The sequence below is a fragment of the Paracoccus yeei ATCC BAA-599 genome, from assembly GCF_000622145.1.
Lineage (GTDB): Bacteria > Pseudomonadota > Alphaproteobacteria > Rhodobacterales > Rhodobacteraceae > Paracoccus > Paracoccus yeei.
Window position 1 is genome coordinate 77,377 of record NZ_JHWH01000018.1, and the last position, 20,239, is coordinate 97,615.

The 20,239-nt window shown below is 63.6% G+C and carries 23 protein-coding genes and 3 pseudogenes; 22 read left to right on the forward strand and 4 right to left on the reverse strand.

All coding sequences use genetic code 11. The annotated features are described in order from the left end of the window. The first annotated feature begins 41 nt into the window (after positions 1-41). Genes rho through BU28_RS0111455 form a run of 6 tightly spaced genes read left to right on the forward strand, consistent with a single transcriptional unit; the run spans position 42 to position 6,692 of the window. Positions 42-1,313, forward strand: coding sequence for a transcription termination factor Rho (gene rho / locus BU28_RS0111435; protein WP_028719609.1), 1,272 nt, complete (start codon positions 42-44; stop codon positions 1,311-1,313). 16 nt (positions 1,314-1,329) lie between these two features. After that, positions 1,330-2,586 carry a tRNA uridine-5-carboxymethylaminomethyl(34) synthesis GTPase MnmE gene (gene mnmE / locus BU28_RS0111440; protein ID WP_028719610.1) on the forward strand — a complete coding sequence of 419 codons (1,257 nt, stop codon included), beginning with the start codon at positions 1,330-1,332 and terminating at the stop codon, positions 2,584-2,586. A gap of 9 nt (positions 2,587-2,595) precedes the next feature. Beyond that, on the forward strand, positions 2,596-4,455 hold the full coding sequence (gene mnmG / locus BU28_RS0111445; RefSeq protein ID WP_028719611.1) for a tRNA uridine-5-carboxymethylaminomethyl(34) synthesis enzyme MnmG: 1,860 nt from the start codon (positions 2,596-2,598) through the stop codon (positions 4,453-4,455). Continuing rightward, positions 4,452-5,036, forward strand: a complete 585-nt coding sequence (gene rsmG, locus BU28_RS24645) for a 16S rRNA (guanine(527)-N(7))-methyltransferase RsmG (protein WP_081791356.1) — start codon at positions 4,452-4,454, stop codon at positions 5,034-5,036. The genes mnmG and rsmG overlap by 4 nt, the downstream gene beginning before the upstream one ends. Next, on the forward strand, positions 5,029-5,805 hold the full coding sequence (locus BU28_RS0111450) for a ParA family protein (RefSeq protein ID WP_028719612.1): 777 nt from the start codon (positions 5,029-5,031) through the stop codon (positions 5,803-5,805). The genes rsmG and BU28_RS0111450 overlap by 8 nt, the downstream gene beginning before the upstream one ends. Before the next feature lie 14 nt (positions 5,806-5,819). After that, entirely contained in the window at positions 5,820-6,692 is an 873-nt protein-coding gene (locus tag BU28_RS0111455) for a ParB/RepB/Spo0J family partition protein (protein WP_036762716.1), read from the forward strand. A gap of 42 nt (positions 6,693-6,734) precedes the next feature. On the opposite strand, the gene BU28_RS0111460 is transcribed toward BU28_RS0111455, so the two are convergent. Both BU28_RS0111460 and hrcA read right to left on the reverse strand, forming a co-directional pair. Then, positions 6,735-7,280, reverse strand: a complete 546-nt coding sequence (locus tag BU28_RS0111460; RefSeq protein ID WP_028719614.1) for a nucleotide exchange factor GrpE — start codon at positions 7,278-7,280, stop codon at positions 6,735-6,737. A gap of 3 nt (positions 7,281-7,283) precedes the next feature. Further along, positions 7,284-8,339, reverse strand: a complete 1,056-nt coding sequence (gene hrcA, locus BU28_RS0111465; RefSeq protein WP_028719615.1) for a heat-inducible transcriptional repressor HrcA — start codon at positions 8,337-8,339, stop codon at positions 7,284-7,286. 73 nt (positions 8,340-8,412) lie between these two features. On the opposite strand from hrcA, the gene rph reads away from it, so the two are divergent. From rph to BU28_RS24655, 16 genes and pseudogenes are all read left to right on the forward strand, one after another. Then, positions 8,413-9,126: a ribonuclease PH gene (rph, locus tag BU28_RS0111470; RefSeq protein ID WP_028719616.1), complete on the forward strand. Its 714-nt coding sequence runs from the start codon at positions 8,413-8,415 to the stop codon at positions 9,124-9,126. After that, positions 9,123-9,728: an RdgB/HAM1 family non-canonical purine NTP pyrophosphatase gene (gene rdgB, locus BU28_RS0111475; protein WP_028719617.1), complete on the forward strand. Its 606-nt coding sequence runs from the start codon at positions 9,123-9,125 to the stop codon at positions 9,726-9,728. The genes rph and rdgB overlap by 4 nt, the downstream gene beginning before the upstream one ends. Next, entirely contained in the window at positions 9,721-10,095 is a 375-nt protein-coding gene (locus BU28_RS0111480) for a RidA family protein (RefSeq protein WP_028719618.1), read from the forward strand. The genes rdgB and BU28_RS0111480 overlap by 8 nt, the downstream gene beginning before the upstream one ends. Further along, entirely contained in the window at positions 10,092-11,285 is a 1,194-nt protein-coding gene (gene hemW / locus BU28_RS0111485; RefSeq protein WP_028719619.1) for a radical SAM family heme chaperone HemW, read from the forward strand. Before BU28_RS0111480 ends, hemW begins: the two co-directional genes overlap by 4 nt. Next, positions 11,286-11,639 (forward strand): YbaN family protein, encoded by a 354-nt coding sequence (locus BU28_RS0111490; RefSeq protein WP_028719620.1) that lies wholly within the window; start codon positions 11,286-11,288, stop codon positions 11,637-11,639. An 89-nt stretch (positions 11,640-11,728) separates the two neighbouring features. Next, positions 11,729-12,313 carry an S-(hydroxymethyl)glutathione synthase gene (gene gfa, locus BU28_RS0111495; protein WP_028719621.1) on the forward strand — a complete coding sequence of 195 codons (585 nt, stop codon included), beginning with the start codon at positions 11,729-11,731 and terminating at the stop codon, positions 12,311-12,313. Positions 12,314-12,428: 115 nt separating this feature from the next. Further along, entirely contained in the window at positions 12,429-13,556 is a 1,128-nt protein-coding gene (locus BU28_RS0111500; protein WP_028719622.1) for an S-(hydroxymethyl)glutathione dehydrogenase/class III alcohol dehydrogenase, read from the forward strand. 75 nt (positions 13,557-13,631) lie between these two features. Next, positions 13,632-14,264 (forward strand): ATP-dependent Clp protease proteolytic subunit, encoded by a 633-nt coding sequence (locus tag BU28_RS0111505; protein ID WP_028719623.1) that lies wholly within the window; start codon positions 13,632-13,634, stop codon positions 14,262-14,264. Between the two features lie 165 nt (positions 14,265-14,429). Further along, entirely contained in the window at positions 14,430-15,269 is an 840-nt protein-coding gene (gene fghA, locus BU28_RS0111510) for an S-formylglutathione hydrolase (protein WP_028719624.1), read from the forward strand. A gap of 130 nt (positions 15,270-15,399) precedes the next feature. Beyond that, positions 15,400-16,002 (forward strand): molybdenum cofactor guanylyltransferase MobA, encoded by a 603-nt coding sequence (gene mobA / locus BU28_RS0111515; protein WP_028719625.1) that lies wholly within the window; start codon positions 15,400-15,402, stop codon positions 16,000-16,002. Between the two features lie 57 nt (positions 16,003-16,059). Then, positions 16,060-16,284: a hypothetical protein gene (locus BU28_RS22745; RefSeq protein WP_036762719.1), complete on the forward strand. Its 225-nt coding sequence runs from the start codon at positions 16,060-16,062 to the stop codon at positions 16,282-16,284. Between the two features lie 99 nt (positions 16,285-16,383). Then, positions 16,384-16,931, forward strand: a pseudogene (locus BU28_RS25450) (IS3 family transposase); the annotation flags it as partial. A 246-nt stretch (positions 16,932-17,177) separates the two neighbouring features. Beyond that, positions 17,178-17,867: a recombinase family protein gene (locus tag BU28_RS26070; protein ID WP_051578137.1), complete on the forward strand. Its 690-nt coding sequence runs from the start codon at positions 17,178-17,180 to the stop codon at positions 17,865-17,867. 97 nt (positions 17,868-17,964) lie between these two features. Beyond that, positions 17,965-18,777: a helix-turn-helix domain-containing protein gene (locus tag BU28_RS26075; protein ID WP_051578138.1), complete on the forward strand. Its 813-nt coding sequence runs from the start codon at positions 17,965-17,967 to the stop codon at positions 18,775-18,777. Positions 18,778-18,869: 92 nt separating this feature from the next. Continuing rightward, positions 18,870-19,076, forward strand: coding sequence for an IS66 family insertion sequence element accessory protein TnpB (gene tnpB, locus BU28_RS0111535; protein ID WP_081791359.1), 207 nt, complete (start codon positions 18,870-18,872; stop codon positions 19,074-19,076). A gap of 67 nt (positions 19,077-19,143) precedes the next feature. Next, positions 19,144-19,389: pseudogene (locus BU28_RS24655) on the forward strand (transposase domain-containing protein); the annotation flags it as partial. A 44-nt stretch (positions 19,390-19,433) separates the two neighbouring features. Here the strand turns inward: BU28_RS24655 and BU28_RS0111540 are convergent. Continuing rightward, the gene (locus BU28_RS0111540) at positions 19,434-19,823 is read right to left on the reverse strand and encodes an aconitase family protein (protein ID WP_028719628.1); all 390 of its coding nucleotides are present in this window, start codon (positions 19,821-19,823) and stop codon (positions 19,434-19,436) included. Positions 19,824-20,039: 216 nt separating this feature from the next. Continuing rightward, a pseudogene (locus tag BU28_RS0111545) lies at positions 20,040-20,239 on the reverse strand (IS110 family transposase); the annotation flags it as partial.

Consider the following 20,239-nt stretch of genomic DNA (forward strand, 5'->3'; position numbering starts at 1 on the left):
CTGCCCCGCTTGCGGGTGCGCCGCATCGCATAGGCATGGATATGAGCGAAGAACGCCTTAATCTTTCCGACCTGAAGGCCAAGAGCCCGGCAGACTTGCTGTCCATGGCCGAGGAATGGGAAATCGAGAACGCCTCGACGATGCGCAAGGGCGAGATGATGTTCTCGATCCTCAAGGAGCACGCCGAGGAAGGGTTCGAGATCGGCGGCGATGGCGTGCTGGAGGTCGTCCAGGACGGCTTCGGCTTTCTGCGCTCGACCGAGGCGAACTATCTGCCCGGTCCTGACGACATCTATGTCAGCCCCGACATGATCCGGCAGCACTCGCTGCGCACCGGCGACACCGTCGAGGGCGTGATCCGCGCACCGGGCGAGAACGAGCGCTATTTCGCGCTGACCAAGGTCGAACGCATCAACTTCGAGGACCCTGAAAAGGCGCGCCACAAGGTCGCCTTCGACAACCTGACGCCGCTTTACCCGAATGAGCGGCTGAAGATGGAGATCGAGGATCCCACGATCAAGGATCGCTCGGCCCGGATCATCGACCTGGTCGCCCCAATCGGCAAGGGCCAGCGGTCGCTGATCGTGGCGCCGCCGCGCACCGGCAAGACGGTGCTGCTGCAAAACATCGCCCATTCGATCGCCCGGAACCATCCCGAGTGCTATCTGATCGTCCTGCTGATCGACGAGCGGCCCGAGGAAGTCACCGACATGCAGCGTTCGGTCAAGGGGGAGGTCGTCTCCTCGACCTTCGACGAGCCGGCCAGCCGACATGTCGCGGTTTCGGAAATGGTCATCGAAAAAGCCAAGCGACTGGTCGAGCATAAACGAGATGTTGTTATTCTTCTCGATTCGATCACAAGACTTGGTAGGGCGTTTAACACCGTTGTCCCCAGCTCGGGTAAGGTGCTGACCGGCGGTGTCGATGCGAATGCCTTGCAGCGGCCGAAGCGTTTCTTCGGCGCCGCGCGCAATATCGAGGAAGGCGGTTCGCTGACCATCATTGCGACGGCGCTGATCGACACCGGGTCGCGCATGGACGAGGTGATCTTCGAAGAGTTCAAGGGTACCGGCAACAGTGAGATCGTCCTGGATCGGAAGGTCGCCGACAAGCGCGTCTTCCCGGCCATGGACATCCTGAAATCCGGCACCCGGAAAGAGGAACTTCTGGTGGATGCGAAGGATCTGCAGAAGACTTATCTGCTGCGGCGCATTCTGAACCCGATGGGCACGACCGACGCCATCGAGTTCCTGATCTCGAAGCTGAAGCAGACCAAGACGAATGGCGAATTCTTCGAGTCGATGAACGCCTGACAGGAGACGAGGCTGGGTGGATACGATCTTTGCCGAGGCGACGCCGCCCGGCCGGGGTGGCGTCACAGTGGTCCGCATCAGCGGACCGCAGGCGCATGCCTTGTTGCAGGATCTGGCGGGGCCTGTCGAACAGCCCCGCCACGCCACCTTGCGCGCGATTCGGGACGGCAGCGATCTGATCGACCGTGCCCTGGTTCTGTGGTTCCGCGAAGGTCACAGCTTTACGGGTGAAGAGGCGGCAGAAATCCATCTGCACGGTGCGCCCGTCATCGCACAGCGTCTGAGCCAGGCGCTGCTGGCCCGGGGTGCGCGGCGGGCAGAGGCGGGTGAGTTTACCCGCAGGGCTTTCGTGAATGGTCGGATGGATCTTGCGGAGGCCGAAGGTCTGGCCGATCTTCTGGCTGCGGAAACCGAAGCGCAGCGGAAGCTGGCGGTCCAGGCTACGGATGGCGCCTTGGGCCGCATGGTGGACGCGCTGCGCGCGAGGCTGGTCCGGGCAGGGGCGCTGATCGAGGCTAGCATCGACTTTGCCGATGAGGAGGTTCCGGAGGACGTTCCTGATGAAGTCTTTAATATTATTCAGAAAATATCCAGTGATTTGGCGGGGATGCTGAGCCGCTATCCTGCCACTGAACGTCTTCGTCAAGGCTATGAGGTTGCAATCATCGGCCCCCCCAACGCGGGCAAGTCGACGCTTCTGAATCATGTCGCGGGCCGGGATGTGGCGCTGGTGTCGGACATTGCGGGGACGACGCGCGATATCATCGAACTAAGAACCGATCTTCGTGGCCTTCCGGTGACCTTTCTGGACACCGCGGGATTGAGGCATTCGGACGATGTCGTTGAGGCGATGGGCGTCGAACGTGCTCGGCAGCGGGCGTTTGATGCGGATCTGAGAATTCATCTGTCAGAGGATGGTGCACGACAGGATCCTTATCGAGAGGGCGACCTGGTGGTGCGATCCAAGATCGACCGAGAAGGTACGCACGACGGAGTGTCGGGCGCCACCGGACAAGGGCTCCCGGAACTGCTAGACATGGTATATGAACGGCTCTACGTCCGAGCGGTGAATCCGGGCTTGGTTAGCCACAGGCGGCAGGCGGAGGCTCTGAATCGGGCAATCACTGCTCTTGATGTCGGCAAAGAGGCTCCGGCGGAGATACTGGCCGAATCAGTGCGGCAGGCGTCACATGAACTGGCTTCGATGGTTGGCCGCATTGGAGCCGAAGACTATCTGGATGAGATCTTCTCATCATTCTGCATCGGGAAATAGGTGTTTCACGTGAAACAATTTGATGTAGTGGTTGTCGGTGGCGGACATGCCGGAATTGAGGCTGCGATGGCATCTGCCCGCATGGGTGCCAATACCGCCTTGATCACGCTGTCCCGCAATGATCTAGGCACATTGTCCTGTAATCCGGCCATCGGCGGATTGGGCAAGGGTCATCTTGTTCGGGAAATCGATGCCTTGGACGGTGTGATGGGGCGCTTGGCTGACGCCGCCGGTATTCAGTTTCGGTTGCTGAATCGCCGTAAAGGTCCGGCGGTACAAGGCCCTCGTGCCCAGGCGGACAGAAAGATCTACCGTTCCGAGGCAGCAAAGCTGGTTTCGGAACAATCTAACCTTGTCCTCATCGTCGGTGAGGTGGCCGATATTGCGAGAGACGGAGACAGAATTGTAGGCGTTAAGCTCGCTGACGGCGAGCATATCATGACAGGGAACGTGATTCTTACCACGGGCACGTTTCTCAACGGTCTCATCCACATCGGCGAAACCACACGAAGGGCGGGACGGTGGGGTGATGGTGCCTCGATAGCCTTGGCGCAGACCCTGCAATCGCTCGGCCTCCCCGTAGGGCGGTTGAAGACGGGGACGCCGCCCCGTATCGAAAAGGCAAGCATCGACTGGGCCAGCTTGGAACAACAGAGAGGGGACGATGAACCCGTCCTGTTTTCATACCTGAGTGCCCGGACAGCGCTTCCCCAAATTTCATGCGCGATTACTCATACCAACGCTACGACGCATGCCATTATCAGGAAAAACCTATCCCGATCAGCAATGTATGGCGGCCGCATAGATGGCGTGGGGCCGCGATATTGCCCGTCGATCGAGGACAAGGTCGTTCGATTTTCCGAAAAGAATACACACCAGATCTTTCTGGAGCCTGAGGGGGTGGACTCTCCGCTGGTTTATCCGAACGGGATATCCACTTCGCTTCCAGAGGACGTTCAGCATGATTACGTCCGTTCTATAAGAGGCCTGGAAGATGCTAAGCTTGTTCAACCAGGCTATGCGGTGGAATATGATTATATTGATCCTCGCGCCTTAAGGCCAACCTTGGAACTCAAGGCAGTCGAAGGGCTCTACATGGCAGGCCAGATCAATGGCACGACGGGCTATGAAGAGGCAGCAGCTCAAGGCCTGGTCGCGGGCTTGAACGCGGCGCTGAAGAGCTTGAAGCGTCCGCCTGTTACTTTCAGCCGGTCACAAAGCTACATCGGCGTCATGATCGACGACCTTGTGACGCGCGGAGTCACCGAACCATATCGTATGTTCACGTCGCGCGCTGAATATCGCCTCTCACTTCGGGCGGACAACGCTGATCAAAGACTGACCCCGCTTGGTCTGGAACTCGGCTGTGTGACGCAAGACAGAGCAGACGCGCACAAGGATAAAATGCGCCGCATTCATGCGTTGCGTCAGCATTGCGAGCGGGTTCAATTCACGCCGTCGCAATTGAATAAGGCGGGGATCGCGGTTAGGCAGGACGGCAGCCGGCGCAGCCTGTTTTCTCTCCTTGGCCAATCGGAAATTACGCCTGAGTTGGTACTATCGCTCGACGAAATCGTAAGTAAGGCCGATCCTGCCATACGGCAGCAGGTGGCCACCGATGCTCTCTATGCACAGTACGCTGATCGCCAAGCGCGTGACGCAGAACAACTTAGGAAAGAAGAAGCGGCAACCATTCCCGAAACCTTTGACTACGATGCTCTGTCGGGGCTGTCTAACGAGCTCAAGCAAAAGCTTAATAAGCAGAAGCCAGCTAATCTGGCAGAGGCAGGCCGGATCGAAGGTATGACGCCTGCAGCCCTAACTCTCATTCTTGCGGTAATTCGGTCAGGCGAGCGCAGAAGTGCATGAGCGATGTTTCACGTGAAACAGAACAATTGGAGCATTACGCGGCACTCGTTCGTAAGTGGAACGGTACGATAAATCTGGTGGCGCCAAGCACGCTTAAAGATCTTGAATTTCGTCATATTCAGGACTCGAAACACCTTGTTCACCTATCATCAAACTCTGATGGCAGCTGGGCAGACTTGGGAAGTGGTGGCGGTCTTCCGGCGATTGTCGTTGCCATTCTGCGCCCCGGAATGCCCGTGACCTTGGTGGAAAGTGACCAGAGAAAATGCAGTTTTCTCAGGACAGTTGTCCGTGAGCTTGGCCTGCGCAATGTCACCGTGTTGAATCACCGCATCGAGAAGACTTCACCTCTGAATTCTCAGAACCTCAGCGCGCGCGCCCTTGCCCCGTTACCGCTCCTCATGTCATATGTTGCACGACATCTCGCACCATCGGGCAGGGCTTGGTTGATGAAGGGTAGAAACTGGCAATCAGAGGTCGATGAGGCCCGGAAAACCTGGAAGTTCGATCTGCTGAGCCATTCCAGCATCACTGATCCGGACGCAGCGATCTTGGAGATCACAGGGATCTGTCATGCGTGAAACGCGGATAATTGCGGTCGCCAATCAAAAAGGCGGGGTCGGAAAAACGACGACCGCCATCAATCTCGGCGCTGCGTTGGCTGAGGCTGGCCACAGCATTGCCCTTGTCGACTTGGACTCCCAAGGGAACGCATCTACGGGCCTTGGCTTCACTCCGGATGAGCGGGAAACGACGACCTACGATCTGCTGGCAGGTGATGTTACTTTCCATGACTGCCTTATGCCAACCAAGTTGCCCAACCTCAGCCTTGTGCCGTCCAGCCGCGATTTGTCCTCGGTTGACTTCGAAATGTCCAACCGGCCTGGCAGGACTCATCTCTTGCGGCGAAAGCTGTCCGGTGTGTCAGAATTCGAGTTTATCCTGATTGACTGCCCACCCGCGCTTGGTCTGCTGACGGTCAATGCGATGGTTGCCGCCGATAGCGTCCTCGTGCCCCTTCAGGCTGAATTTTATGCCCTTGAAGGGCTTTCGCAGCTGCTCATGACGGTCCGCGAGGTGCGGCAGACTGCCAATCCCGATCTGCGGATCGAAGGGGTTCTGCTGACCATGTCGGACAATCGCAACAATCTGTCCCAGCAGGTCGAAGCGGACGCGCGCAACACCCTGTCGGGTCTGGTTTACAAGACGGTAATCCCGCGCAACGTGCGCTTGTCCGAGGCGCCGTCCCATGCGATGCCGGTTCTGCAATACGACTCGAACTCGAAGGGCAGTGCGGCTTATCGCGCCTTGGCTGAAGAGTTTCTGACCCGCCAAGTCGTGGCCGCCTGAGGGGAGCGAATTTGATGGACAACAAGCTGGAAAAGCGCGGTCTGGGTCGGGGGCTGTCTGCCCTGATGGCGGATGTAGACCTGATTCCGTCGGAAAAGCCCGCACCCCGGCAAGTCGTCCCCGTCGAGCAACTGACACCAAACCCTGACCAGCCGCGTCGTAGCTTCGCACCTGAGGCGCTGCAAGAGCTTGCGGCCTCGTTGCGTAATCGCGGCATGTTGCAGCCGCTGATCGTACGCCCCCATCCCAGCGACCGCGGCCTTTACCAGATCGTCGCGGGCGAGCGGCGTTGGCGCGCTGCCCAGATCGCCCAGCTGCACGAGGTTCCGGTGATCGTCCGGGATCTGAACGATACCGAGGTTCTGGAAGTCGCCATTGTCGAAAACATCCAGCGCTCGGACCTGAATGCGATCGAAGAAGCGGCATCTTATCGCCAGTTGATGGATCGCTTCGGCCATACCCAGGACAAGCTGGCCGAGGCGCTGAATAAAAGCCGCAGCCATATCGCTAACCTTATGAGATTGCTGAATCTTCCTGACCAGGTTCAGGCTTGGCTGCGCGAGGGGAAGCTGACTGCCGGCCACGCCCGTGCCCTGGTGACGGCCAGCAACGCCGTCGACCTGGCGCGCAAGGTCATCGAACGCAATCTGTCCGTACGAGAGACCGAGGAACTGGTCCGCCGGCAAGCCGAGGGTGCAGCGGCCAAGTCAAAGCGTCCGCAGTCTGAGAAGGATGCCGACACCCGCGCCCTGGAAGGCGACCTCAGCGCCCATCTCAAGATGAAGGTGGCGATCAAGCACGCGGGCCAGGACGGCGGCCAGCTCGTGATTTCTTACAAGGATCTCGATCAGCTCGACCGGCTTTGCCAGATCCTGGCCGGGCAATGAAAAACCCCGGCGCGGGCCGGGGTTCTTGCAGGGGCGGCAATGTCAGTGCGCGGGGTTTGAACTGACCCCGACCTTGGCCGGACGCAGCAAGCGGTCGTGCAACATGAATCCGTCCCCCATCACCTGGATGATCTGACCAGCCACGGTGCCAGCCGCAGGCGCCTCGAACATGGCTTCGTGCTGCTGGGGATCGAACTTGTCGCCGATCTGCGGCGAAATCACCGTAATCCCATGCTTGGCGAACACGTTGCTCAGTTCGCGCAGCGTCAGTTCCACGCCTTCAATCAGGGCAGATGCGGCAGCACGCTGTTCCTCGTTCGCCATATCCAGCGCCCGGGACAGGGCGTCATAAACGGGCAGCAGATCGCGGGCCAGGCGCGAGCCGCCATATTGCTCGGCCTCGCGGCGGTCCTTTTCGGCGCGCTTGCGCGCATTCTCGGCATCGGCCAGCGCGCGCATGAAACGGTCGCGGAAGCTGTCCCGCTCGGCAATCAGCGCCTCGATGTCCGGGGATCCCTCGGCTGGTTCGGCCAAGGGGTCGGCGAAGTCCTCGTCCAGCGGGCTTCCGTTCGGGTTCTCGTTCGTCATGTCCTATCCTTTCCGGCCGGAAATCATCCGGCCGACGAGCTGCGCGGTATAATCGACGATCGGCACGATACGCCCGTAATTCAGCCGCGTTGGGCCGATCACGCCTACCGCACCGACAATTTTGCGGTCCGCATTCATATAGGGTGAAACCACCAGAGAGGAACCGGAAAGTGAAAAAAGCTTGTTTTCCGAGCCGATGAAAATGCGCACCCCTTCACCCTGTTCGGCAAGCTCCAGGAACTCGGCGATGTCGCGCTTGCGCTCCAGATCGTCGAACAGCGTGCGGATGCGGTCCAGATCGGCCAGCTCGTCCGCCAGCAGATTGGCGCGGCCCCGTACGATCAGCCGCGCGTCCGAGCCTTCGCCGTCCCACATCGCCAACCCCGATGAGATCAGTTCCGCCGCCAGCCGGTCCAGCTGCTGCCGGCTGACATCCATTTCGGCGGCCACGTCGCGGCGCAATTCTTCAAGCGTGCGGCCTTCGGCAAAGGCGTTCAGGAAATTGGCCGCCTCGCGCATGGCGCTGGCTGTCAGGCCCGGAGGTGGGGCAAAGACCCGGTTCTCGACTCGTCCGTCAGCAAAGACCAGCACGACCAGCGCCCGGTCGGGCGCAAGGGACACGAACTCGATATGCCGGACCGGGGCTTCCTGCTTCGGCATCAGCACCAGGGACGCGCCATGCGTCAGTGCCGACAAGGCCGTGCTGACCCGGTCCAGCATGGCTCCCGTATCGCTTCGATCCCGGCCCAGGGTCTCCTCGATCATCTCGCGGTCGGCGTTGGAGACGGGGCCCGCCTCCATCAGCCCGTCCACGAACAACCGCAGGCCCAATTGGGTCGGCATGCGCCCGGCCGAGACGTGCGGATGATCCAGAAGGCCCAGATGCTCGAGGTCCTGCATCACGTTGCGGATAGTGGCTGCGCTGACCTTTTCGCTCATGTCGCGTGTCAGCGTGCGCGAGCCGACGGGCTCGCCCGTCTCCAGGTAGGATTCGACCACCCGGCGAAAAACCTCGCGCGAGCGGTCATTCAGGTCGGAAAGCAAGGCAATATCGGGCATGGGACATTCACGGGTTGCGGTCATTGGCGGCTGGCCTGTATCTGAACGGCAAAACTCCCGAAAGGAATGACGGATGCGCCCCTCCGGCCGAAATTTAAGTGATATGCGCCCGATTTCAATCGAAACGGGCGTGATGCGCCATGCCGAAGGCTCGTGCCTGATCGTCTGCGGCGACACCCGCGTGCTGTGCTCGGCCACGATCGAGGACAAGGCGCCTCCCTTTCTGAAAGGGTCGGGGCAGGGCTGGGTGACCGCCGAATACGGCATGCTGCCGCGCGCCACCAACTCGCGCAACCGGCGCGAGGCGGCGGCCGGCAAGCAGTCGGGCCGCACCCAGGAAATCCAGCGGCTGATCGGTCGCGCCCTCCGGGCCGGGGTTGACCGGCGCGCCTTGGGCGAACGCCAGATCGTGATCGACTGCGACGTGATCCAGGCCGACGGCGGCACCCGCTGCGCCGCGATCACCGGCGGCTGGGTTGCGCTGCGGCTGGCGGTGAACAAGCTGCTCAAGGCCAACATCATCTCGACGGACCCGATCCTGGACCATGTCGCCGCGGTGTCCTGCGGCATCTATGCCGGCCAGGCGGTTCTGGATCTGGATTATGCCGAAGACAGCGAGGCCGGGACCGACGGCAATTTTATCATGACCGGCGCCGGTCGTCTGGTCGAAGTGCAGATGTCGGCCGAAGGCGCAACCTTTTCGCGGGCCGAAATGACCCAGCTGCTCGACCTGGCTGAGGCGGGCATCGCCGAACTGGTCCGCGCCCAGAAGGACGCCGTCGCATGAGACGCCTCGCGGAAAGGCGCCTGCTGGTCGCGACTCACAACCGCGGCAAGCTGGACGAGATCCGCGCCATGATGGCGCCCCACGGAATCGAGGTGACATCGGCCGGCGACATGGGCCTGCCCGAACCGGCCGAGACCGAGTCGAGCTTCATCGGCAATGCCCGCATCAAGGCCCGTGCTGCCATGCAGGCGACCGGCCTGCCGGTCCTCGCCGATGACAGCGGCATCACCGTCGACGGGTTGGACGGCGCGCCTGGGGTCTATACCGCCGACTGGGCCGAAACTCCGAACGGGCGCGACTTCATGCAGGCCATGGCCCGGACCTGGAACGAACTCGAGGCTCGCAAGGTCCCCGAGCCGCGCACCGCCCAGTTCCGCGCCACGCTGATCCTGCTGTGGCCCGACGGGCATGAGGAGATCTTTGAAGGCGTCGCCCCCGGCCGGCTGGTCTGGCCGCCCCGTGGCGTCCAGGGCCATGGCTACGATCCGATCTTCGTTCCCGACGGCCATGATCTGACCTATGCCGAGATGACGCCCGAACAGAAGAATGCGATCAGCCACCGCGCCCGCGCCTTCGCCCTGCTCGAGGCGGCCCTTGCGTAGGATCTCGACCGGATCGCCGTTCGAGGCCGCGCTTGGCTACAGCAGGGCGGTCGTCAAGGGGCCGTGGTGTTTCGTTTCGGGCACCACCGGCTATGATTACGCCGCCATGCGGATGCCCGACAGCGCCGCGGAACAGGCCCGGGCCGCCTTTGCCACCATCTTCGCAACCCTGGATCAGGCTGGCTTCGCGCCGGCCGACATTGTCCGCGTGCAATACACGATCACCGATGCCGCGCTGCTTGACGAAATCGCCCCGGTCCTGGGTTCGGCGATGAAGGATGCGTTACCTGCGGCGACGATGGTTGTCGCGGGCCTCATCAGACCCGAAATGAAGAACGAAATCGAAGTGACCGCGTATCGGGAATGACCGCCATCGCCGCAGCCCTTGCCCCGGATCCGACCCTTGCCGACGATTGGCGGGCAGGGGGCTTCGCGCTTTACGTCCACTGGCCGTTCTGCGCGGCGAAATGCCCCTATTGCGATTTCAACAGCCATGTCGCCGCGACCATCGACCAGTCCCGCTGGCTGGCCGCCTATCGGGCCGAGATCGCGCGTCTGGGCCGCGAGACCCCGGGCCGGGTGCTGAACAGCATCTTCTTTGGCGGCGGCACGCCCAGCCTGATGGCGCCCGAAACCGTGGCAGGCGTGATTGAGGCCGCCCGCGCCGCCTGGCCCTTTGCCAATGATGTCGAGATCACGCTGGAGGCCAATCCGACCAGTGTCGAGACCGGCCGTTTCCGCGCCTATGCCGAGGCCGGGGTCAACCGCGTCTCGATGGGGGTGCAGGCGCTGAACGACGACGACCTGCGCCGGCTGGGGCGGATGCATTCCGTGGCCGAGGCGCGCCCCGCCTTCGACATCGCCCGGGGCTGCTTTGCCCGCGTCAGCTTCGACCTGATCTATGCCCGCCAGGATCAGGACCGCGCACATTGGCGGCGCGAACTGACCGAGGCGCTGGCCATGGCGGTCGATCACCTCTCGGCCTATCAACTGACCATCGAGCCGGGCACCGCCTTCGGCGCCCGCCATGCCAAGGGCGGCCTCAGGGGCCTGCCCGACGACGATCTTTCCGCCGACATGTATCTCGACACGCAGGAGATCTGCGCGGCGGCTGGGATGCCGGCCTATGAGATCTCGAACCACGCCCGGCCCGGCGCCGAAAGCCGGCACAACCTGGTCTACTGGCGCCAGGGCGACTGGGCGGCGGTGGGGCCGGGCGCGCATGGGCGGCTGACGCTGGGCCCGGACCGCTGGGCGACCGAGGCGCATCGCGCCCCCGAGGCGTGGCTGGCCGCGGTCGAGGCCCAAGGCAACGGCGACCTGGGGCGCGAGCTTCTGCCCCTGACCGATCGGGCGCTGGAATACCTCCTGATGTCCATGCGCCTGGTCGAGGGGATGGAGATCGACCGCTATCTGGCCCACGGTGCGCGCCTGCCGGACGCGCGCGTGGCGGACCTGGCCGTGCTGGGGCTGGTCGAACGGCGCGGGGGCCGCTTGGCCGCGACGCGCGACGGGCGGCCGGTCCTGAACGCCATCCTGCGCGAACTGGCGGACTAGATGCAGTATCTGTGGCTCGCCCTCGGCTGGTTGGCGTTGACCTTGGGCCTGATCGGCGCCGTGCTTCCGGTGGTGCCGACCGTGCCCTTCCTGCTGATCGCGGTCTGGGCCTTTGCACGGTCCTCGCCGCGCCTTGGCGCGCGGATCATGCGCAATCCCACCTTCGGCCCGCAACTGCGCGCCTGGCGCAAGCGCGGGGTGATCGGCCGGCGGGCCAAGGTCTTTGCGACGCTGGCGATGGCCTGCGGGGTCGGCTGGTCGCTGTGGTTCGGGCTCGATCCCCGGCTGGTCCTGGTCCAGGCGCTGGTCTGCGGCGCGGTCGCGGCCTGGCTCGTGACCCGTCCCGAAGCCTGAGCGCGGGCGAATACAACCTTTTGCCCACTTGCTGCGGCCTTGCCCCGGCGCGAACCTGCCGCTGTTTCAGGTCTATCGGAGGGAAGGCCATGACAGATACATCCGGGGTCAAGATTCACCCCGCCGTGGATAACGGCATCAAACCCGCCAAGCCCGGTTTCTCGGGCGGTGAACTGCATTGCCACTGTGCCTCGGATCCGGTTCGCGTCGCCGTAAAGTCCCAGACCGCGCACAACCACGTCTGCGGCTGCACCAAGTGCTGGAAGCCGGAAGGCGCCATCTTTTCCCAGGTGGCTGTCGTCGGCCGCGACGCGGTCGAGGTCCTGTCGGGCGCCGACAAGCTCGAGGTCGTCAACAAGGACGCGCCGATCCAGCGCTATCGCTGCAAGGGCTGCGGCGTCCACATGTATGGCCGCATCGAGAACACCGAACACCCGTTCTATGGTCTCGATTTCGTCCATACCGAGCTTTCGGACGAGGACGGTTGGGCGGCGCCGGAATTCGCGGCCTTCGTCAGCTCGGTGATCGAGTCGGGCGTCGATCCCTCTCGCATGGACGCGATCCGCGCCCGGCTGCGCGAACTGGGGCTTGAACCCTATGACGCGCTGTCCCCGCCGCTGATGGATGCCATCGCGACGCATATCGCCAAGAAGTCCGGCGCACTCGCCGCTTGACGAAACCCCGGTTGCCGGGGGAACAGCACAAGGGGGCCGGTCACGCCGGCCCCCAAGACCATGTCCGGCCATGCCGCCGCAGGCCAACCGGCCCCCACGCAAGGAGAACGCAGAAATGAGAACCCGCGCCGCCGTCGCTCTTGAAGCCGGAAAACCGCTGGAGGTCATGGAGGTCAACCTGGAAGGCCCCAAGGCCGGCGAGGTCATGGTCGAGATCAAGGCCACCGGCATCTGCCACACCGACGAATTCACCCGCTCGGGCGCCGACCCGGAAGGCATCTTCCCCTCGATCCTGGGCCATGAGGGCGCGGGCGTGGTGGTCGAGGTCGGCCCCGGCGTCACCAGCGTGAAGCCCGGCGACCACGTCATCCCGCTTTACACCCCGGAATGCCGGCAGTGCGCATCCTGCCTCTCGGGCAAGACGAACCTTTGCACCGCGATCCGCGCCACCCAGGGCCAGGGCCTGATGCCCGACGGCACCACGCGGTTCTCGATGCTGGATGGCACGCCGATCTATCACTACATGGGCTGCTCGACCTTCTCGAACTACACCGTGCTGCCCGAGATCGCCGTCGCCAAGGTGCGCGAGGACGCGCCCTTCGACAAGATCTGCTACATCGGCTGCGGCGTGACCACCGGCATCGGCGCGGTCATCAACACCGCCAAGGTGGAAATCGGCGCCAAGGCGGTGGTGTTCGGCCTGGGCGGCATCGGCCTGAACGTGATTCAGGGCCTGCGGCTTGCGGGCGCGGACATGATCATCGGCGTCGACCTGAACGACGACAAGAAGCCGATGGCCGAACATTTCGGCATGACGCATTTCATCAATCCGAAGAATGTCGAGAATGTCGTGCAGGAAATCGTCAACATGACGAAGACCCCCTTCGACCAGATCGGCGGCGCGGACTACAGCTTCGACGCCACGGGCAACACCACCGTGATGCGCCAGGCCCTGGAATGCACCCACCGTGGCTGGGGCCAGTCGGTCGTCATCGGCGTCGCCGCGGCGGGCGCGGAAATCAGCACCCGTCCGTTCCAACTGGTCACGGGCCGGGTCTGGAAGGGCACGGCGTTCGGCGGCGCACGCGGCCGGACGGATGTGCCGAAGATCGTCGACTGGTACATGGACGGCAAGATCGAGATCGACCCGATGATCACCCACACCATGAGACTCGACGACATCAACAAGGGATTCGACCTGATGCACTCGGGCGAGTCGATCCGCTCGGTCGTCCTTTACTGATCGGTAAGCTCTGCTTAGGTAAAAGGACGGCGGGGGCGGGCGACCGGCCCCGCCGTCAACACGAAAGGACCGATCATGGCACAGCACTTCCATCTGGACGACGATGACGACGACGACGAGCGCCCGCAAGAAGGCCAGAAGGACGAAGGGCTGGGCCTGCCGGAAGGCGACAAGATCGGCAAGCTGTATTTCAAGTCGCGCACCGTGATCGTCGCCGGCACCATCACCGACAAGCTGGCGCAGCGCACCGTCGCGCATCTGCTGGCCCTGGCCGAGGATGGCGACAAGCCGATCAACATGCTGATCTCCTCGCCCGGGGGGCATGTGGAATCGGGCGACATGATCCATGACGTCATCAAGTTCATCCGCCCGACCGTGCGCACCATCGGTTCGGGCTGGGTCGCCAGCGCCGGCGCGCTGATCTTTGTCGCGGCGAAACGGGAAAACCGCTTTTGCCTGCCGAACACCCGCTTCCTGATCCACCAGCCTTCCGGCGGGATCGGCGGCACCTCGTCCGACATGATGATCCAGGCCGAACAGGTCCGGTTGATGCGCGACCGGCTGAACCAGATCTTTGCCGATGCCACGGGCCAGCCCGTCGAGCGGATCGAAAAGGACACCCAGCGCGATTTCTGGCTGAACACGCAAGAGGCGCTGGATTACGGCCTGCTGGGCAAGGTCATCCGCTCGGTCGACGAACTGAACTAAGGCGGGGGCGGGACTGCGGCGACGGCCCGGGCGGCATTCGCCGCCTTGGACCGATCCCGCGGCCGTCCCCTTCGTTCGTGGCAGAAGCGCGGTTTCGGTCTTGCCGGCCCGCCGCCCTGCGGGTTTCCTCGCCCCGACATTTCACGCCCTGACAGGAGAGAAGCCTTGACCCTGACCTATGAGACCCTCTCGGAAAACCGCAGCTTCGGCGGAACCCAAGGCGTCTATCGCCACACGTCGCAGGCGACCGGAACCGACATGACCTTTGCCGTCTATCTGCCGCCCGCCGCCCAGCACGGCAAGGTGCCGGTGCTGTGGTATCTGTCGGGCCTGACCTGCACCCATGAAAACGCCATGACCAAGGCCGGGGCGCAGGAATGGGCCGCGGATTATGGCATCGCCCTGATCTTTCCCGACACCTCGCCCCGCGGCGAAGGCGTCGCCAATGACGAGGCCTATGACCTGGGCCAGGGGGCTGGCTTTTACGTCGATGCGACGCAGGAACCCTGGGCGCCGCATTTCCGCATGTGGCACTATGTCACCCACGAGCTGCCCGAGCTGGTGTTCGACAATTTCGCCCTGGACCGCGACGCGCAGGGCATCACCGGCCATTCGATGGGCGGGCACGGCGCGCTGACCATCGCCATGACCTTTCCCGAACGCTACCGCTCGGTCTCGGCCTTCTCGCCGATCGCCAACCCGACCGAATCCGATTGGGGGCGCAAGCAGTTCAACGCCTATCTGGGCGGCGACCGCACCGCCTGGGAACGGCACGATGCGACCCTGCTGATGCGCGAGCGCGGCTATCCGGGCGAGGTGCTGATCGACCAGGGCGCCAGCGACCAGTTCCTGGACCTGCTCAAGCCCGAGGCGCTGGCTCATGCCATGGCCGCGCGCCGCCAGCCGGGCGAGTTCCGCCTGCACCAGGGCTATGACCACAGCTATTTCTTCGTCCAGACCTTCATGGCCGACCACATCCGCTGGCACGCCGAACGGCTGGCCTAAGGCGGGGGGACGCGCCCGGCCATCCTCGGAACCGGGGCAGGGGAATGAAACGGGTGGATTTTTCCCGTCGAAACGGTCACCATCGGTTCATGCATGACCTGACCGAACCCCAATCCAGCCGGGCTGCCCGATGAACAGGCCGCCCGGCATCATCCTGGCCGGCGGGCTTTCCACCCGCATGGGCGGCGGCAACAAGGGCTTGCGCGTCCTGGCGGGCGAAACCCTGCTGTCCCGCGTGATCCGCCGTCTGACGCCGCAATGCGCGCCGCTCGCGATCAACGCCAATGGCGCGCCCGATGCCTTCGACGACTATGACCTGCCGGTCATCTCGGACGGCTTCGCGGGTTTCGCCGGACCGCTGGCCGGGGTGCTTGCGGGCATGGAATGGGCCGAGGCGCTGGGGGCCGACAGCGTGGTCAGCGCCAGTGTGGACACGCCCTTCATCCCCGAGGATCTGGTCTATCGCTTGCTGGATGCGCGGGGCCGGTCCGGGCTGGCCCTGGCCGCTAGCCCCGATGACAGCGGACGGCTGCGCGACCATCCGACTTGCGCGCTGTGGCCGGTGGCCCTGCGCCAGGACCTGCGCGATGCGCTGGAATCCGGACTGCACCGCATCGGCCAGTTCGCGGCCGCCTATCAGCCGGGGCGTGCAGTCTTTGACAGCCACCCGGTCGACCCGTTCCTGAACATCAACACGCCCGAGGATCTGGACCGCGCCGCCCTTCTGGTCTGAGCGCTGGTCCGCTAACAGGTTGCTGATTTAGTCGCGTCTCGACGCGGGCTGTGGAACATGATTCACCTTCTGGCGGTCGATGATGGGGGTGACGATGCGGGCACAGACGAGGCGAGCGGTTTGCTCTTCAGCTATGTCGATCTGGAGGAGCGGATCCCTGCACATCACCGGCTCCGCAAGGTCCGGCTGGACTTGCCCGGAAAATGTGGAGAGCACCAACTGAGGAACCAGGAGGTGTTCTATGAGAAACGGGAACAGACCGACGCCGGAATTTCGGCGTGAAGCGGTGCGGCTGGCGCGGTCCGACGCGGCGCTTCAAGCGCACGACGGAATTCGAGCGTGAAGAAATCTGTCCGGTGGACAGATTTTAGCGAGAATGAACATGCCTGGCCCGTCGCGCCCAATCTCGTGGCGCAGGACTTCACGGCGGATGGCCCGGACAGGAAGTGGGGGGCGGACATCTCCTACATCTGGACGGCAGAGGGCTGGCTCTATCTCGCCATCGTACTGGACCTCTTCTCGCGGCGCGTCGTCGGTTGGGCCACGAGTGACCGTCTGAAACGCGATCTTGCGGTCGAAGCCCTGCGCCGTGCTCTGGTAGCTCGCGACCCTGGGTCGGGGCTGGTTCACCATTCCGACCGCGGGTCGCCCAATACTGCTCGGTGGACTATCAGGCGCTGCTGCGCAAACGTGGCATCCTGATCTCGATGAGCGGGCGCGGGAACTGCTACGACAACTCGATGGTGGAAACGTTCTTCAAGACCATCAAGTCGGAGCTGATCTGGCCGGTTGCATGGCAATCTCGCCAGCAGGCAGAAAACGCCGTCGCCGGATACATCGACGGGTTCTATAACCCCGTCAGGCGGCATTCATCGCTCGGCTTCCAGAGCCCAGTCGCCTTCGAGCGAAAGGCCCGGGAAGTGAGCTAAACGCTCTCCACAAAAGTCGGGCAAGTCCAGACAGGTTGTAAATGACGCCCTGTCGAGCGGCTTCCAGAGCCCAGTCGCCTTCGAGCGAAAGGCCCGGGAAGTGAGCTAAACGCTCTCCACAAAAGTCGGGCAAGTCCAGACAGGTTGTAAATGACGCCCTGTCGAGCGGCTCCCAGAGCCCAGTCGCCTTCGAGCGAAAGGCCCGGGAAGTGAGCTAAACGCTCTCCACAAAAGTCGGGCAAGTCCATGCTGGGGCTGAAGGGAACGATGTCGGAATACGAACTGAGCCTCCTTCGCCAGCGCGGACTGGCAGCCCGAGACGCGAAGGCGAGCCGGGGCGAACTGCGCTTCACCCTTCCGCCGGGCTTCTGCTGGAGCGAGGACGACAGGATCGAGATGGATCCCGATGAACGGGTCCAGCAGGCCATCCGTCTGATCTTCGCCAAGTTCCGCGAGTTGGGCAGCGGGCGGCAGGTGTTTCTGTGGCTGCGTGCGGCGGATATCCATCTGCCGGTGGCGCTGCGGAACGGCGCCTTGCGCAAGATCGCCTGGCGCAAGCCTGCCTATCACAGCGTGATGCAGGTGCTGCACAACCCGATCTATGCTGGCGCTTATGCCTTTGGACGGACCGGGAACCGGACGGGGGTGGTCGATGGGCAAGCGCGCAAGACCAGCGGTCACCACCGTGCGATCGCGGACTGGAGCGTGCTGATCAAGGACAATCACGAGGGATATCTCGACTGGCGCGCCTACGAGGAGAACCGCCGCATGCTGGAAGAGAACGCGCATATGCAGAAGCGCGCGGCCCGCAAATCGGGACGTGGCGGACAGGCGCTGTTGTCGGGCATGGCCCGCTGCGCGCGCTGCGGCCGGATGATGCGGGTGTTCTACAAGACGGGGACCGACCTGTCGCCGTTATCAGTGCCGCGGCGATGACGGGCATGTCGGGGCCGGTCTGTGCATCGGTGCCGGCGGGGGAGGTATCGATGCACTTGTTGCCAGCCAGCTTCTCGAGGCCGTCTCCGGGCAGGCCGTGCAGGCCGCCCTTCTGGCGGGGCAGCAGGCCGCCAAGGCGCAGGAGACGGTCCGGCTTGCGGTCGAGAAGGAACTCGATGAGGCCCGATATGCGGCGGAACTGGCGGAGCGGCGCTACGAGCACGTCGATCCTGCCAAACGGCATGTCGCCCGGACCCTGGAGGCGCGCTGGAACGTGGCGCTGGAGCGGGTCGCGGCGGTAGAGCACAAGCTTGCTGCACTGGGCGCGGAGCTCCGGGCCAAACCCGGGGTCGATCCTGCTGTTCTCATGCGGCTCGCCACGGATCTGCCGTCCGTCTGGAACGCGGTTGGGAGCGATGCCCGCGCGAGACAACGTCTGGTCAGGCTGCTGATCGAGGAGGTCGTGATCGACATCGACGCGGAGGAGAACGAGTTCATTCTCCTCATTCACTGGATCGGCGGACGCCATACCGAGGTCAGACTGGCCCGACGCAAGACGGGTCGGTTCCCACCAGGTCGCCCGCTCACAGCCCGGGAGGTCCTCCGCAAGCTTGCCGGACACTGGCCTGACAGGGAGTTGGCCGTCACCCTCAACCGGATGCGCTGCCGCACCGAGGATGGGGAGACATGGACAACCGTTCGTGTCGCCGAGTTGCGCGACAAGCTCGCGATCCCGGCCTATGATCCTGATGCCGAGGTCCCGAAGACCTTGAGTGTCGACGCTGCCGCCAAGCGGCTCGGCGTATGCGTCGCTTCGGTGCACAAGCTGATCCGATCGCAAACCCTGCCCGCAACGCAGATCATGTATTCCGCGCCTTGGAAAATACCGGTTGACGCGCTGGAGACCTAGGCGGTGCGGATAGGATTGCAGGAGATTGCTGCGCGCCGTCCACGGCAAGCCCTTGAGAAGATGGCAGACAGGTCCATGCCTCTGCCCGGATTTTGGCCGATCGTATCAAGATGCTGGTCTGGGACCAGACCGGGATGGTGCTCGTTCACAAGCGCCTCGAGGGCGGCAAGTTTGTCTGGCCGCAGGTGCGGGATGGGGTGATGCGCATGTCCTCGGCGCAGTTGGCGGCGCTGTTTGAGGGGTTGGACTGGAGATTGGTAAGACCCAAGCGGGTGCGCCGCCCGCTGGTTGCAGGGTAAGTGCGTCCGATGCACTGGAGGTCCGTTTTTACTGGCTAGAACGGCATCAACGTGATTCACTTCAGGCATGTATGCCGACACTCTCAGCCGCGAGAACGCTCATCTGAAGGCCCGCCTCGCGGAGGTCGAGACAGCGCTCGCGGAGGTGCAGGAGGCCAACCGCCGGTTGGAGGGTATCCTGCGCGCCTCGCAGCGTGAGCGCTCCGGTAAGAGTTCCGAGAAGTTGTCACCTGACCAGTTCAATTTGCCGCTCGAGGACGCCGAACTGCCCCAGGGCGTGCTTGAGGCCGCACAGGAGAAGGCTGAAGCCGCGCTTGCCCGGGCGCGAGGGGAAGGGCCTCGCAAGATCGCGTTGCTCTATCGGATCGATGCGACCGTGCGCGGCAAGGACCCGGCCGTCCGCATGGCGTCGATCTCGGCGCCTGAAGGCCAGAGGTCGGCCAGGTGGACACCCGGCGCGATCTGGTCGCGCAGGATGTCGCGTTCCACGTCGCCCGCCAGGGCAAAGGCCACCACCAGGGGCGGCGAGGCCAGAAAGCCGGCGGCCAATTGCGGGTGCACGCGGCCTGGAAAGTTGCGGTTGCCCGACAGGACCGCGACCTGCAGGCGGCCCGCCGCCTGCGCCTGGATCGCGCTGTCGGGCAGCGGGCCGGAATTGCCGATGCAGGTGGTGCAGCCATGTGTAACCGCCCCAAGCGCAAGGGGGATCTTCGGAGCTGATGTTGGCGCGGTGTCGGGTGCCGACATGTGTCCGGCCTCTGATGCGGCCATCGTCATGCCGCGGGCCCGTATGGTGTCCGCGGGTCGGGTCCAGATCAAAGCCGCGTGCTCGATGGCACTCTGTTGCACCCTGCTCGATGGCACTCTGTTGCACCCTGGGTCTCCCGATCCCGTCTCACGACCGTTGCGCCAAACTGCTCCTTGCCCTCCTCCGCTCCGACGTCCTCGCGACCGACAGACGGCTTACGCCGCCGCGGCCGGAGACTGGTAGACGCCGCCCTTGGCCATCAGGGCCCAGACGATCCGCGCCATCTTGTTCGCCAGCGCCACCCGCACCAGCATCGGTGGCTTGCGGGTCAGCATCCCGCCCAGCCAGGTGCCTGGCCGGGCTGCGGCATGGACATGCCGCTTGATGATGACGCTGTTGGCGCCGAGGATCAGCA